The sequence below is a fragment of the Sphingomonas sp. genome (genome assembly GCF_019242355.1).
Classification (GTDB): domain Bacteria; phylum Pseudomonadota; class Alphaproteobacteria; order Sphingomonadales; family Sphingomonadaceae; genus Sphingomicrobium.
Genome location: NZ_JAFAVR010000141.1, coordinates 1 through 12,395 on the forward strand (window position 1 = coordinate 1; position 12,395 = coordinate 12,395).

The following is a 12,395-nucleotide window of genomic DNA, read 5'->3' on the forward strand; positions in this document are numbered from 1 at the left end:
GGTTCTTTCAAGAAGGTCGGCAGCGACTTCCAGGGCGAGATCGTCACCCTGAGCCTCCAGACCAAGGGCGTCCGGATCGTGCCGGAAACCAACCGCTCCAACGACAACGCTCCCAGCCACCGCGTGTATGTGGGCCGGGCCGAGATCGGCGCCGCCTGGTCGAAGCGCTCCAACGAGGGCCGCGACTATCTCTCGCTCAAGCTCGACGATCCGTCCTTCAACGCGCCGATCTTTGCCAACCTGTTCGATGACGAGGACGGCGAAGGCTACACCCTCATCTGGTCGCGCCCCAGCAAGCGCAACGGCGACTGAGTCGGATCTCCCCGATGCCCCGCCCGGGTCTCCTGGGCGGGGCTTTCGCGTAGCCCAGCAGCTCTACGGCCTCCCTGCACGAGATGACAGCCATGTTGAGCGGAAAGCGAATCCTCGTCGCTGAGGACAATGATTGGATCGCCGCAGAACTCGTCCGGATGATCGCCGATCATCGCGGGACCGCTCTCGGGCCCGCCCGGACGAACGTCGAAGCTCTCGCCCTGCTCGACGAACATCCGGACGGGGCGATCCTCGACGGCAATCTCCTCGACGGCCCCGTCACGCCCGTTGCGCGCGCCCTGTGCGACAAATCCGTTCCGCTGGTGGTGTTCACGGGCCTGGGCCTTCCCGCCGATTTGCAGCGATCGCATCCGGACATCCCGGTAATCCTCAAACCATCACCCTATGAGACTGTCATTCACGCCATCGCCGAACGCGTGCGGGCATGTCCTCCTCCGGGCGCCCGCGCCGAAAACATGCCCGGGATAGGCCTAGTCTCGCCGCTGCGGCTCGCAGAGGAGTGCTTTCCGGCGGCCGAATCAGTCGGCTCGGATTTCTGCCTAAACGACCCTACCGGACACCGGAATCAGGGTCATCAGCGTCGTTGAACCGTCCGATAACGACTATTATAGTCGTTTTCCTGGTGCGCGTAGATCGACTGTCGGAGGTGATCATGGATGATCACCGGCCGACAAGTTCGGGCGGCGCGAGCCTTGCTGAATTGGAAGCAGGAAATGCTCGCCGAGAAAGCCCTCGTGGCGCTGACCGCGCTCAAACGCATGGAGTCCGAACGCGGCCTCCCGGTGCACGAGGGAACGCGCGATCAGGTCCGCCGGGCGCTCGAAGCCGTTGGCATCCTGTTCGTTGAGTCAGATCGTGGGCGCGGTGTCATGCTTCTCAACGAGCCGCCCGCTGCCCCTGCGCGCCGAGCATCGCGCGTTCGAACCTGAACGTTGCTACCCTCGCAGAACATGGACACCGACCGACCTCGATGGATTCGCGCTTGATGCAAACGCCACCGCTCGACCCCTTTGTCGCAGACGCCGCGCCAACCGACGGCATCCTCACGGGCTACGATGAGCAGCACCTCGTCACCTATCTGCGTCTGCTCGACGCCGACACTGAAGGCGCGGACTGGCAGGAAGTGGCGAAGCTCGTATTGCACATCGATCCCGCATCCGAGCCAGCCCGGGCTCGGCGTGCCTGGGAAACGCATTTGGCGCGCGCCCACTGGATGACGGAGCACGGCTACCGCCACCTTCTGCGCGGTGGCGCCCCCCACTGAGTTTGGTTCCTTGCCGCGGCGGCAACGCCCGTTGCGAAACCCGCCCGTAGCGATTCCAGCTCCGGCAATCGAATCTTCCATCAGACGCCGACGAGCGTGTCGAATGGAGGAGTGATAGTTCATGCCTCGTGCCGAGTGGCGTTCGCCGGCAGCCTATGAGGACCTGCGTTCGCTAGATGCGCCTGGGTTTGCTTGGGAATTTCTCAGCCGCAATCCCGCCTTCGAGCATGATCGTAAAAGGCTCGAACTGGCCGGTGAGAATGGTCCTCTCAGCGCCGATGACCTAAACGCCTTCGCACGGCGCTGGGGGGTGCGATTTCGCGAAGCCCGCGCACGGCGGAGGTGTTCGCCACCCGCTATGGACGGCAGCGTGCTTGCCGAGTGTGGTCCCTCTGACCCGGCTCCCGCCCGATCCCACCGATCCAAACCAGCGCGCTGACGCCTCATCTCTCGGTCCCGCCCTTGCCGAAGCGGGGCCTGAGCGCCTGATCGAACGGCGCGGACATCTGTTCCGCCTGCATGTCGTCGAGACCCTGGAGGGTCATGCGCCTTGCGTCGTCCTGCCGCTCGACCGCCTTTTCGAGGTCCGCGCCAACTCGGCGCTTCGCCTCTGGCGCGCTCTGGCCGGGCGCGCTCCCGGCGCGAATCCGGCGGCGCTGTCGCGGGCACGCCGAGATAGACTCCTGCTCGCCCTGCGTGCGCTCGACGGTCGGCTCGATAAGGCAAGCTACCGCGAGATCGCAGAAGTCCTCTTCGCCCTTGGCGGCCTCACGAGCCGCGCCTGGCAGACGCACGATCTTCGCGATCGCACGATCCGCCTGGTCCGGTACGGCTTCAGCCTGATGGAAGGCGGCTATTTCCGGCTGCTGCTGCATCCCTACCGTGGCCGGCGATAGCGCCGGGGTGGCGATCTGACCACCCTTCGACATCACCATCCCCCTGAGCCAAACCTATCCGCCACCGTGATCGCCGAGCCGCCGCCATTCGGCTGCCCCTGACACGATCACGGAGATATCCCATGTCCACCAATCTCGCAGGCTTGCCGCCGCGCTACCTGCGCACGCCCGAGGCCTCCCGCTTCGTCGGCCTCTCCATCCGCACACTCGAGAAGCACCGCATCTACGGCACCGGCCCGCGCTATTCCAAGCTCGGTGGCCGCGTCGTCTATCGCGTCGAGGACCTGCAGGCGTGGGTCGACGCCGCCGCCAAGGCGTCGACGTCCGATCCCGGCAAAGTCGTTGTGCTGCCCGCGCGCCGCCACACCGCCGCTGAACTTGAACAAGCCCGCCAGCCGCGCCGCTGACGCCATCCATGATGGCGCGCCACCGCACACGCTCCGAACGCGAGCAGCTCGAATTGTTTCGGGCGCTGCCGGGCGACCTCGCGCCACGCGATGCGCAGGACCTCATGGCCTATCCGTTCTTCTCGCTCGCGAAGACGCACCGCACGACACCGATCGACTACCGGATGAACGACATCGCCATCCGCGTCGAAGCCGTTCCCGAGCATGGCATGGCCACCATCTGGGACGCCGATGTCCTGATCTGGGCCGCATCGCAAATCGTCCAGGCGCGCGATTCCGGTGTGCGCACATCGCGCCTGATGGCCGCCACCCCGTACGAGATTCTGACGTTCATCGGCCGCGGCACCAGCGCGCGCGACTATCATCGCCTGAAGGCCGCGTTCGACCGCTTGCAGTCCACCACGGTCGCCACCTCGCTGCGCCAGGCGAGCGAGCGGCGCATGCACCGCTTCTCCTGGATCAACGAGTGGACCGAGCACGCGGACGCACACGGTAACGCCGCCGGCGTCGATCTCATCGTGCCGGACTGGTTCTATCGCGCCGTCCTTGACGACGCGCTCGTGCTGACGATCGACCGCGCATATTTCGCGCTGACGGGCGGACTGGAGCGCTGGCTCTACCGCCTCGTACGCAAGCACGCCGGCAAGCAGCCGGCAGGCTGGCGGTTCGATTTCCGACATCTTCATGCCAAGTCGGCGAGCCTTTCGCCGTTCAAGCGCTTCGCCTTCGAACTGCGCGACATCGCGCGCCGCCAGCCCTTGCCAGGCTATCGCCTCGGCGTCGATCGCGCGAGCGGCGGTCGCGAGCTGCTCGTCTTCGTCAGCACCGCTTCCTTGTCCACAGGGTCCTGTGGACAAGCTGTGGACGCGGTCGTGCTATCCGGAACCGCGAGACACGTGCCATCAGGAACCGCATCCTCGTGCTATCAGGAACCGGAAACTGCATTTTCGTCAGGCCAATCAGATGCTTCCGCGCCGCCTAACTTAGAATCTAACGAAGAATCTAACTCTTCTGTAGTTGGCGGCGCGCTCGGCCGTGGAAAAGCCGGGAAGGAGGAGCGGCGGTGATCGTCGCGCTCCTCAACCAGAAAGGCGGCGTCGGCAAGACAACGCTCGCCCTGCACCTGGCCGGCGCCTGGGCGGCCCAAGGAAAACGCGTCACGGTCATCGACGCCGATCCGCAAGGATCGGCCCTCGACTGGTCCGCGCAGCGCGCCAAGGAGGCCGTGCCGCGTCTCTTCGGCGTGATCGGCCTAGCGCGCGACACCCTCCACCGGGAAGCGCCGGAGCTCGCCCGCGACGCCGACCACGTGGTCATCGATGGGCCGCCGCGCGTCGCTGGCCTGCTGCGCTCGGCCTTGCTCGCCGCCGACCTCGTACTGATCCCCGCGCAACCGTCTCCCTTTGACGGCTGGGGCTCCGCCGAGATGCTGAAGCTGCTACAGGAAGCGCGCATCTTCCGCCCGCAGCTTGTCGCGCGTTTCGTGCTCAACCGCTGCGCGGCGCGCACAGTGATCGCCCGCGAAACCGCCGACGGCCTCGCCGATCACGATCCGCCCGTGCTCACCTCTCGTATCGGCCAGCGCGTCGCTTTCGCGGACTCCGCGCGCACCGGACGCCTCGTCTTCGACGTCGATGCGGCATGCCGCGCCGCGCGCGAGGTCTCCGCCCTGGCCGCGGAAGTCGATCGGGTGATGCGATGAGCGCGCGCCCGTCAAATCGCCGCTTTGCCGCTCGGCCGGCCGATCCCGATGCGTGGGTCCGCACGCCCGAGCCTTCGGCTGCGCCGCCCGGCACAGGCGATCTCTACACCGCCCGGCTCACCATCGATGTGACGCCGGAGCTGCGGGGCCGGATCAAGATCACGGCCTTCCAGCGCGGCCAGACCGTCGCGGACATGCTGCGCGACCTGCTCGCCCGCGAATTCCCCGCAATCGATGGAGGACAGACATGATGGCGAACCCCGCCTTCACGCAGGCAGCGCCGTGTTCGCCCGACGCCCTCACGGCCGTCGAACTCACCTGGCTCGAAAAGCGCGTCGAGCACTGGATCAGGTTCGGCCGCGATGTCGGCGAGACGATCATCGACCGCCGCCGCCGCGTTCTCACCTTCTCGCCGAACACGATTTTCGCCTTCGTTCGCTGGGCTGCCAACGATTACGGCACCGTCGTCTCGCGCATCGACATCGTGCGCGCGGTCGCGCCGGGCGAAGCCTATCAGACACTGCCTTTCGTCCGTCCCGGCGGCGAGATCCTGCTGCGCATCAGCGGCTGGCCCAAGGTCGAACGTGTGTTCGCGGCGATCGACGCTGTCGAGGCGCTCGGCATCGATCCGGCCGACGCGGCGCCCGACCATTGGCGGCACGTCCATAATCGCCTCGGCGCCGGATACGAGCCGCATCCCTACAGCCGTGACCAGCATCGCGCCTGGCTCCTGCGGCGGAGCGTGCTGTCATGACGCGCTTCGGCTACGTCATGACGACGTATTTCGCGCTGCTGGGATTCTGCGGCGCGGCGATCTTTCCCGTCTCGCCGAAATTCATCTGGAACGCCAGCGCCAGCGTGCCGATCGGACTCTACGTCATTCATCCCGCTGGCGCGCTGCATGTCACCGAACTCGTGGTCGTGCGGCCGCCGGCGCCGCTCGCGAGCTTCCTCGATCAGCGCCGCTACCTCGCGAAGGGCGTGCCGATGCTGAAGCGCATCCTCGCCCTGCCGGGACAGACCGTCTGCCGCACGGATCGCGCGATCACTGTCGATGGCGTCGCCATGGGCGAGGCGCTTGAGCATGACAGTCGTGGCCGGCCACTGCCCGTCTGGCAGGGCTGCCGCGTCGTCGCCGGCGATGATGTCTTCCTCATGAACTGGCAGTCCGAGGACTCCTTCGACGGCCGCTACTTCGGTCCGCTGCCCGCCAGCACCATCGTCGGCCGGGCCGATCCCCTCTGGACGCGCCAGGAGGACTGATCGTGCCGCACCACCGTCCATCGACCGCCGATCTTCCGCACTCGTCCCGCCAAGACCCTTCCTCCCTTCCGGCCGTCGTCGTCCCGATTGTCGGCGAGCCAGCCAATCGCTGTCGTCGCGCCCTCCGCATTTCGGCGTGCATCGCATTTGCGATTCTGGCAGTGCTCGGCTGCCATCCGGCCCGCGCCGAGCCCGCACAGGTTCGCTCCTCGGCGGTGGCTTCGCCTCACGCACCCTTCGCCGCTTTCGTCGCTGAAGCGGCCCAGCGCTTCGGCATTCCGGCGGCGTGGATACGTGCCGTGATGCGCGTGGAGAGCTTCGGCGACGTGCGTGCGGTCTCGTCCAGAGGCGCCATGGGCCTCATGCAGATCATGCCCGAGACCTGGGCCGGCTTGCGTCAGCGCTACGGTCTGGGCGCCGATCCGTACGATGCGCGCGACAACATTCTCGCGGGTGCGGCGTATCTCCGCGAGCTGCACGATCGGTACGGCATTCCCGGTTTCCTCGCGGCCTACAATGCCGGTCCTGCACGCTGGGAAGACCACCTCGCGACCGGGCGGCCGCTACCCGCCGAGACGCGCGCCTATCTCGTCCGTCTCGCGCCGATCGTCGGCGGACCTGCGGACGACGACACGGTCCTTCTCGCCGCCGTCGTCAAATCCTGGACCGAGGCGTCGCTTTTTCCAGTGCGCCAGAGCAGCCCTCCGGCCGACAAGACGACGACGCCTGGCACACCGTCGGCACGTCCACCCACAGGTCACCCAGCGCAGGATTGGACCGGACTTGCGCCGCAGTCCCAAGATCTGTTCGTGGCCCTGTCGAAGCGGGGTCGGCCGCAATGAACTCGGCCGGCCATCAGCGGGTCGTGGAGGGCTGCGGGAGAGGTTTGTGTAGGGCAGCCCGTCAGCACAGGAACCCAACCCACGGACGGCAAGGGAAAAGGCCGGCCCTCGGTCCGGCGCATGTGGTTGGGAAGATTGAGGAATTTGCCAACATCTCCAACATACCCTGCTGGCGCTTTTACCAAATAGTCCAAAGATTTCAAGCGTCCGAGCGCCGTCGCCACAGATCGCCCCAGGACGTCGGGCTATGACGACGCGCGATGACGACCTGCGCGTCCGGCCTGGGCGCATCCATCACGGCAATCGCGGCGGCAAGCGCCCGCAGACCTTTGTCGGCGAGGTGATGCGGGCCGCGAAGAAGGCCGGGCATGTCGGCAACAGCTTCCGATCGAGCCAGGGCCGGAGCCGGTCCCGCTTCGGCCGCGGCCGCCGGGCGGCGGTCTCGATCCGGCTGCGATCGAATGCCCGGCGCGTCGTAATGAAAGCGCGTGTCGTGCGTCACCAGGGGGCTCGCTTCCGTTCAGCGCCGCTGCCCAAGCACATCGCCTACCTCAAGCGCGAGGGCGTGACACGTGACGGCGAGGACGCGCGCATGTTCGATGCTGCGTCCGACACAGCCGATGAGCGTGCCTTCGCCGAACGGTGCGAGGATGACCGGCACCACTTCCGCTTCATCATCTCGCCCGAGGATGCGGCCAAAATCGGCGACCTCAAGACATTCACCCGCGAGCTGATGCGCGACGTCGAGAAGGATCTCGGCACCCAACTCGACTGGGTCGCGGTCGATCACTGGAACACGGATAACCCGCACATCCACGTCCTCATCCGGGGTCGCGCCGACGACGGCCGGGACCTAGTCATCAGCCGCGAATATATCAGCCGCGGCTTCCGCGATCGCGCCGCGGAGCGCGTCACGCTGGAGCTCGGACCCCGCAGCCAGCAGGAGATCCGCACGGCCCTCGAGCGCGAGGTGGAATCGGAGCGCTGGACCAGCCTCGACCGCGCATTGCGCGACATCGCGGACGACTATGGCGGCGTCGCCGACTTGAGACCCGGGCCGAACGCCGAGGATCCCGAGCTTCGTCGGCTGCTGCTCGGCCGTGCTGCCAAGCTCGAACGGCTCGGCTTGGCCGATCCGGTCGGTCCCGCCTGTTGGACGCTGAAGCCGGGGCTGGAGCAGACGCTACGCCAGCTCGGCGTCCGTGGCGACATCATCAAGACCATGCACCAGGCCATGAGCGCCGGTGGACACGAACCGGACGTGAGCACTTTCGCTCTACACGGCGAGGAGCTCTCCGAGCCGGTGTTGGGCAAGCTCGTCGAGCGCGGCCTCCACGACGAACTCAAGGGATCGGCCTATGCGATCGTCGCGGGCATCGACGGACGCACCCATCATCTCCGGTTCAACGACATCGAGTTGACCGGCGATGCGCTCGCCGGCGCCATCGTCGAGGCGCGAGCCTATGACGATGCGAACGGCCGGCGCCGCCTGTCACTCGCTACCCGTTCCGACCTTTCAATCGAGGCGCAGGTGACCGCGTCCGGCGCGACTTGGCTCGACCGCCAGCTCCTCGCCAAGGACCCGCCGCTGAGCGGCGGTGGATTCGGTGCTCAGGTCCGCGACGCCATGGAGGCGCGTGTCGATCATCTCGCCGAGGAAGGGCTCGCCCGACGGCAAGGACAGCGTGTCCTTTTCGCGCGCGATCTGCTCGCCACGCTGCGACGGCGGGAGCTGGAAGACGCCGCGGCGAAGTTGTCCGTCGAGACGGGTCTCGCCTACCAGCCAGCGACCGAAGGCGAGCATGTTTCGGGCGTCTATCGGCAGCGGGTGACGCTCGCCTCTGGCCGCTTCGCCATGATCGATGACGGGCTCGGTTTCCAGCTCGTGCCCTGGCGGCCGGCTCTGGAGAAGGAGCTTGGGCGCGAGGTGCGCGGAGTCATGATGCCCGCGGGCAACCTAGAATGGAGCCTCGGCCGAAAGCGGGGCCTCGGGCTCTAGAACCAGACCGCCGCGATCAGAAGAAGAACAATGCCGACGAAGGCAACATTCCACACAAGCGAACGGACTACAGGAACACCAGCTGCATAGAGCGGCAGGTAGACGAGCCTCGCTGAAAAGTAGAGAACGGCCCCCCACTTGCTCAGCGCGCCCTCGCGCCCGAGCAGGTGGACGAGGAGAACGGCCGCTACAAAGACCGGAAACGTTTCCAGGAAGTTTCGGAGCGCCCGTTCGAGACGCCCGGCGACACCAGTGAGCGCCGGGACTTCCGAATCCCGAGCACTGGCTGTCCACCGATATCCTCTTTGATGACTACCCGCATGCGAGGCGACGACGATCTGAACGAGACAGAACGCACAACTCGCCACCAGCATCGCAAGTTCTAGGCTCATGCACCTTTATCCATTCTTCCTATTCCTCAAGCAACCTAGCGAGGTCGGCCGCCGAGCGGCTTTCCGCCCGCGGCAGCGAAGCAAAACCGGCTTGGCGGACGTTTGGGAAACCATCCGATTTCTGCGCCAGTGTATCCAGGCTTTGGATGCGTTGTAGTTCGGGCTTGCGAACGTGGCACCCAGCGGCCTGATCTGCCGCCAATATGAATCCCACGAAGATCCTTTGGCTGCAAATCCTCGCCGTTTGCGCGACTACGCTGGGCTTTGTCTGGACAGCCACGGAATGGACGGCTTGGCAGCTCGCGTTCCAGCCACGGCTCGGCCAGCACTGGTTCACCCTGTTCGGGTGGCCGGTTTATCAGCCGCCCGCCTTCTTCTGGTGGTGGTTCGCGTACGACGCCTATGCCCACGAGATCTTCGTCACCGGCGGCTTCATCGCGGGGGCTGGTGGCGTCGCGGCCTTCATCGTGGCGGTCACCATGTCCGTGTGGCGCGCTCGAGAAGTGAAGAAGGTGACGACCTACGGCTCCGCTCGCTGGGCGGAGGCGCGCGAGATCCGCAAGACGGGGCTTCTCCATCCCGACGGCGTGCTGTTGGGCCGATGGCACGGCACCTATCTCCGCCATCATGGTCCGGAGCATGTGTTGTGCTTCGCGCCGACGCGCTCGGGCAAGGGCGTCGGTCTGGTGGTGCCGACGCTGCTCACCTGGCCGGGCTCGGCGATCGTCCATGACATCAAAGGCGAGAATTGGGGTTTGACCGCCGGCTGGCGGGCACGGTTCGGGCGAGCGCTCCTGTTCGATCCGACCAACATTCAGAGCGCCGCCTACAATCCGCTCCTCGAGGTGCGTCGCGGCGAATGGGAAGTCCGCGACGTCCAGAACATAGCGGACGTGCTCGTCGATCCCGAAGGGGCGCTGGAAAAGCGGAACCACTGGGAGAAGACCAGCCACGCGCTGCTCGTCGGCACGATCCTGCACGTCCTCTATGCCGAGACTGACAAGACCCTCGCCGGCGTCGCCAACTTTCTCTCCGACCCGAAGCGCCCCATCGAGACGACGCTCCGCGCCATGATGACGACGCCGCATCTCGGGCAAAAGGACGTGCATCCCGTCGTCGCCAGCGCGGCACGGGAGCTCTTGAACAAGAGTGAGAACGAACGATCGGGCGTCCTGTCGACGGCCATGTCGTTTCTCGGGCTCTATCGCGATCCGGTCGTTGCCGCGGTCACGCGGCGCTGCGACTGGCGGATCCGCGACCTCATCGAGGCAGATAGACCCACAACGCTCTATCTCGTCGTTCCGCCGTCCGACATCAGCCGGACCAAACCGCTGGTGCGGCTGATCCTCAACCAGATCGGCCGGCGCCTGACAGAAGAGCTGGAATCGAAACGCCGCCGGCATCGGCTGCTACTCATGCTCGACGAGTTCCCCGCGCTCGGCCGCCTCGATTTCTTCGAGTCTGCTTTGGCGTTCATGGCCGGCTACGGACTGAAGAGTTTCCTGATCGCCCAGAGCCTGAACCAAATCGAGAAAGCCTACGGGCAGAACAACTCGATCCTCGACAACTGCCATGTGCGGGTAAGCTTCGCGACCAACGACGAACGAACGGCCAAGCGCGTATCCGATGCGCTCGGCACGGCGACCGAATTACGGGCAATGAAGAACTACGCAGGGAGCCGGCTGAGCCCTTGGCTTGGGCACCTGATGATTTCCCGACAGGAGACGGCGCGGCCGCTCTTGACCGCTGGCGAAGTGATGCAGCTTCCGCCCGACGACGAACTGGTCCTGGTCTCCGGCTGCGCTCCAATTCGGGCGAAGAAAGCGCGCTATTTCGAGGACCCGGAGTTGCAGACGCGTATTCTTAAACCGCCGACATTGACCAAATCGACATCGCCGCCGATCGGGGCAGATCGTTTGACCGCGCATCAAGATGATTGGGCCGACCGGGTCGTCGAGGCGCCATCCGAGTCTGCCGCCGAGGACCCTGCCAATGCCGGCATTCGGCGCGAACCCGAATTGCCAGAGCACGAGGAGATCGTGCCGGAGCCGAAAAAGCCGGTTCACGAGTTCGATCCGATCGATGACGAGCCGGACGACGAAGTTCAGCGCCAGCGCATCATGCAGCGCGCCTCGAGAACGGTCGCGCGCCAGGTCTCGCTCGACCCCGGCGATGACATGCAGATGTGACTCCGTGCGGACCAAACATACATTTCGCCTACCGCCCGACCTCGCCACGAAACTCGCGGACTATGCAGCCCGCAAGCGCGTGCCGCAGGCGCTTGTCGTCGAGGCGGCGCTCGCCTCGCATTTGTCGCCCGACGGCGCCGATCGGCTGGAAGCTGCACTGGCCCGCCGGCTCGATCGCATGGTCCGACAGATGGAGCTTATCGAGCGCTATGTGACCATCTCCAACGAGGCCCTAGCGGTGTTCGTGCGCTTCTGGCTGACCAGTACGCCAGCGCTGCCAGACACTGCGCTGGCTGCAGCACAGGCCAAGGGGCGCGAGCGTTACGACGGGTTTATTGAAGCCCTCCGTAGGCGCCTCGCGCGCGGCCGTAAGCTTGCGGAAGAAATCAGTTGCGACATCGAAGCGACCGCGCCGCAGAGCGACCCCGAGCCCCGATAGCGGTGTCTCGTATTTCCTCTCGCGATCGAGAATCGGCCTTCGAAGTTCTCGAATATTTGGTAAGCGCGGTCCGTTTCAACTAATTCTCCACAGCTGCCGCCACAGGGGCGTTGCCGTGATCGGAACCAACAAGAGCCCCGCATTTGGTGCTTCAGGGAGATTTGGATGCCGACTGCGGCTTCGGTGCGGGCACGAGGCCAAGCGCGACCGCACGAGGAAGGCTGTCGACCACGTCCCAAGCCGCCGCGCGACCTTCCCATCGACTGACGCTGGTTCCTCGTGATGCAGGCTCCATGCTGATGCACGCGGACAACGGAGTTATCGATCATCTGGATAGCGGTATCTTGGGCACCGACAAGTGCGTCGATGGTGCGACTCCAAACGCCAGCCGCCGCCACCTAGCAAATCGGTTGTAGCAGGTGGTGTACGGACCAAACGCCTCGAGCAGATCGCGCCGGGGTGCTCCTGATCGCAAGACCCAGAAGATGCCATTGAGGATACGGCCGTCCTCAACCCGTGGAACGCCACGCGACTTGTTCGGCAGCATTGGCTTGATGGCAATCCATTCATACTCGGCGAGTTCGTAGCGCATGATTCGAGCGCCCAATTTGGGAGTTTGAAGCACGGCGGTCTGGCCAGACGCATCGCTTCCAGGCAGGCCCCGGTTGA

17 protein-coding genes and 1 pseudogene are annotated in these 12,395 nt (G+C 65.6%); 16 read left to right on the top strand and 2 right to left on the bottom strand.

Annotated features, from left to right (window positions below; genetic code table 11):
* From JOZ79_RS06905 to JOZ79_RS06965, 14 genes are all read left to right on the top strand, one after another.
* On the top strand, window positions 1-312 hold a 312-nt coding region (locus JOZ79_RS06905), incomplete at its 5' end, for a DUF736 domain-containing protein (protein ID WP_294072405.1).
* A gap of 92 nt (window positions 313-404) precedes the next feature.
* On the top strand, window positions 405-920 hold the full coding sequence (locus JOZ79_RS06910; protein WP_294072408.1) for a hypothetical protein: 516 nt from the start codon (window positions 405-407) through the stop codon (window positions 918-920).
* A gap of 69 nt (window positions 921-989) precedes the next feature.
* Window positions 990-1,262 carry an XRE family transcriptional regulator gene (locus tag JOZ79_RS06915; protein ID WP_294072411.1) on the top strand — a complete coding sequence of 91 codons (273 nt, stop codon included), beginning with the start codon at window positions 990-992 and terminating at the stop codon, window positions 1,260-1,262.
* Window positions 1,263-1,318: 56 nt separating this feature from the next.
* Window positions 1,319-1,597: a DUF2285 domain-containing protein gene (locus JOZ79_RS06920; RefSeq protein WP_294072492.1), complete on the top strand. Its 279-nt coding sequence runs from the start codon at window positions 1,319-1,321 to the stop codon at window positions 1,595-1,597.
* Between the two features lie 121 nt (window positions 1,598-1,718).
* Complete coding sequence (locus JOZ79_RS14135; protein WP_366514801.1) at window positions 1,719-2,036, top strand: DUF6499 domain-containing protein; 318 nt, start codon at window positions 1,719-1,721, stop codon at window positions 2,034-2,036.
* Window positions 1,981-2,493 (top strand): DUF2285 domain-containing protein, encoded by a 513-nt coding sequence (locus tag JOZ79_RS06925; RefSeq protein ID WP_294072495.1) that lies wholly within the window; start codon window positions 1,981-1,983, stop codon window positions 2,491-2,493. The genes JOZ79_RS14135 and JOZ79_RS06925 overlap by 56 nt, the downstream gene beginning before the upstream one ends.
* A gap of 122 nt (window positions 2,494-2,615) precedes the next feature.
* The gene (locus JOZ79_RS06930) at window positions 2,616-2,900 is read left to right on the top strand and encodes a helix-turn-helix domain-containing protein (RefSeq protein WP_294072414.1); all 285 of its coding nucleotides are present in this window, start codon (window positions 2,616-2,618) and stop codon (window positions 2,898-2,900) included.
* A gap of 8 nt (window positions 2,901-2,908) precedes the next feature.
* Entirely contained in the window at window positions 2,909-3,967 is a 1,059-nt protein-coding gene (locus JOZ79_RS06935; RefSeq protein ID WP_294072417.1) for a replication initiator protein A, read from the top strand.
* A complete protein-coding gene (gene parA, locus JOZ79_RS06940; protein ID WP_294072420.1) occupies window positions 3,964-4,602 on the top strand; it encodes a ParA family partition ATPase in 639 nt (212 codons plus the stop codon). The genes JOZ79_RS06935 and parA overlap by 4 nt, the downstream gene beginning before the upstream one ends.
* Window positions 4,599-4,853: a hypothetical protein gene (locus tag JOZ79_RS06945; RefSeq protein WP_294072423.1), complete on the top strand. Its 255-nt coding sequence runs from the start codon at window positions 4,599-4,601 to the stop codon at window positions 4,851-4,853. Before parA ends, JOZ79_RS06945 begins: the two co-directional genes overlap by 4 nt.
* Window positions 4,850-5,356 carry a DUF2840 domain-containing protein gene (locus JOZ79_RS06950; protein WP_294072426.1) on the top strand — a complete coding sequence of 169 codons (507 nt, stop codon included), beginning with the start codon at window positions 4,850-4,852 and terminating at the stop codon, window positions 5,354-5,356. Before JOZ79_RS06945 ends, JOZ79_RS06950 begins: the two co-directional genes overlap by 4 nt.
* Window positions 5,353-5,865 (top strand): conjugative transfer signal peptidase TraF, encoded by a 513-nt coding sequence (traF, locus tag JOZ79_RS06955; protein WP_294072429.1) that lies wholly within the window; start codon window positions 5,353-5,355, stop codon window positions 5,863-5,865. Before JOZ79_RS06950 ends, traF begins: the two co-directional genes overlap by 4 nt.
* 161 nt (window positions 5,866-6,026) lie before the next feature.
* Complete coding sequence (locus JOZ79_RS06960; protein ID WP_294072432.1) at window positions 6,027-6,707, top strand: lytic transglycosylase domain-containing protein; 681 nt, start codon at window positions 6,027-6,029, stop codon at window positions 6,705-6,707.
* A gap of 247 nt (window positions 6,708-6,954) precedes the next feature.
* On the top strand, window positions 6,955-8,706 hold the full coding sequence (locus JOZ79_RS06965) for a DUF3363 domain-containing protein (RefSeq protein WP_294072435.1): 1,752 nt from the start codon (window positions 6,955-6,957) through the stop codon (window positions 8,704-8,706).
* Here the strand turns inward: JOZ79_RS06965 and JOZ79_RS06970 are convergent.
* Window positions 8,703-9,098, bottom strand: coding sequence for an MAPEG family protein (locus JOZ79_RS06970; protein WP_294072437.1), 396 nt, complete (start codon window positions 9,096-9,098; stop codon window positions 8,703-8,705). The genes JOZ79_RS06965 and JOZ79_RS06970 overlap by 4 nt on opposite strands.
* Before the next feature lie 203 nt (window positions 9,099-9,301).
* Here JOZ79_RS06970 and JOZ79_RS06975 point away from each other — a divergent pair, with 203 nt between their 5' ends.
* Window positions 9,302-11,287, top strand: a complete 1,986-nt coding sequence (locus tag JOZ79_RS06975; RefSeq protein ID WP_294072440.1) for a conjugal transfer protein TraG — start codon at window positions 9,302-9,304, stop codon at window positions 11,285-11,287.
* Between the two features lie 79 nt (window positions 11,288-11,366).
* A complete protein-coding gene (locus JOZ79_RS06980; protein WP_366514802.1) occupies window positions 11,367-11,726 on the top strand; it encodes a CopG family transcriptional regulator in 360 nt (119 codons plus the stop codon).
* 236 nt (window positions 11,727-11,962) lie between these two features.
* Here the strand turns inward: JOZ79_RS06980 and JOZ79_RS06985 are convergent.
* Window positions 11,963-12,321, bottom strand: a pseudogene (locus JOZ79_RS06985) (transposase); the annotation flags it as partial.
* Window positions 12,322-12,395 lie beyond the last annotated feature (74 nt).

Bases quoted from the DNA above. Each gene is read 5' to 3' on its own strand.
- JOZ79_RS06910 (WP_294072408.1), top strand. From the start codon at position 405: ATGTTGAGCGGAAAGCGAATCCTCGTCGCTGAGGACAATGATTGGATC.
- JOZ79_RS06915 (WP_294072411.1), top strand. From the start codon at position 990: ATGATCACCGGCCGACAAGTTCGGGCGGCGCGAGCCTTGCTGAATTGG.
- JOZ79_RS06920 (WP_294072492.1), top strand. From the start codon at position 1,319: ATGCAAACGCCACCGCTCGACCCCTTTGTCGCAGACGCCGCGCCAACC.
- JOZ79_RS14135 (WP_366514801.1), top strand. From the start codon at position 1,719: ATGCCTCGTGCCGAGTGGCGTTCGCCGGCAGCCTATGAGGACCTGCGT.
- JOZ79_RS06930 (WP_294072414.1), top strand. From the start codon at position 2,616: ATGTCCACCAATCTCGCAGGCTTGCCGCCGCGCTACCTGCGCACGCCC.
- JOZ79_RS06935 (WP_294072417.1), top strand. From the start codon at position 2,909: ATGATGGCGCGCCACCGCACACGCTCCGAACGCGAGCAGCTCGAATTG.
- JOZ79_RS06945 (WP_294072423.1), top strand. From the start codon at position 4,599: ATGAGCGCGCGCCCGTCAAATCGCCGCTTTGCCGCTCGGCCGGCCGAT.
- JOZ79_RS06950 (WP_294072426.1), top strand. From the start codon at position 4,850: ATGATGGCGAACCCCGCCTTCACGCAGGCAGCGCCGTGTTCGCCCGAC.
- traF (WP_294072429.1), top strand. From the start codon at position 5,353: ATGACGCGCTTCGGCTACGTCATGACGACGTATTTCGCGCTGCTGGGA.
- JOZ79_RS06965 (WP_294072435.1), top strand. From the start codon at position 6,955: ATGACGACGCGCGATGACGACCTGCGCGTCCGGCCTGGGCGCATCCAT.
- JOZ79_RS06970 (WP_294072437.1), bottom strand. From the start codon at position 9,098: ATGAGCCTAGAACTTGCGATGCTGGTGGCGAGTTGTGCGTTCTGTCTC.
- JOZ79_RS06975 (WP_294072440.1), top strand. From the start codon at position 9,302: ATGAATCCCACGAAGATCCTTTGGCTGCAAATCCTCGCCGTTTGCGCG.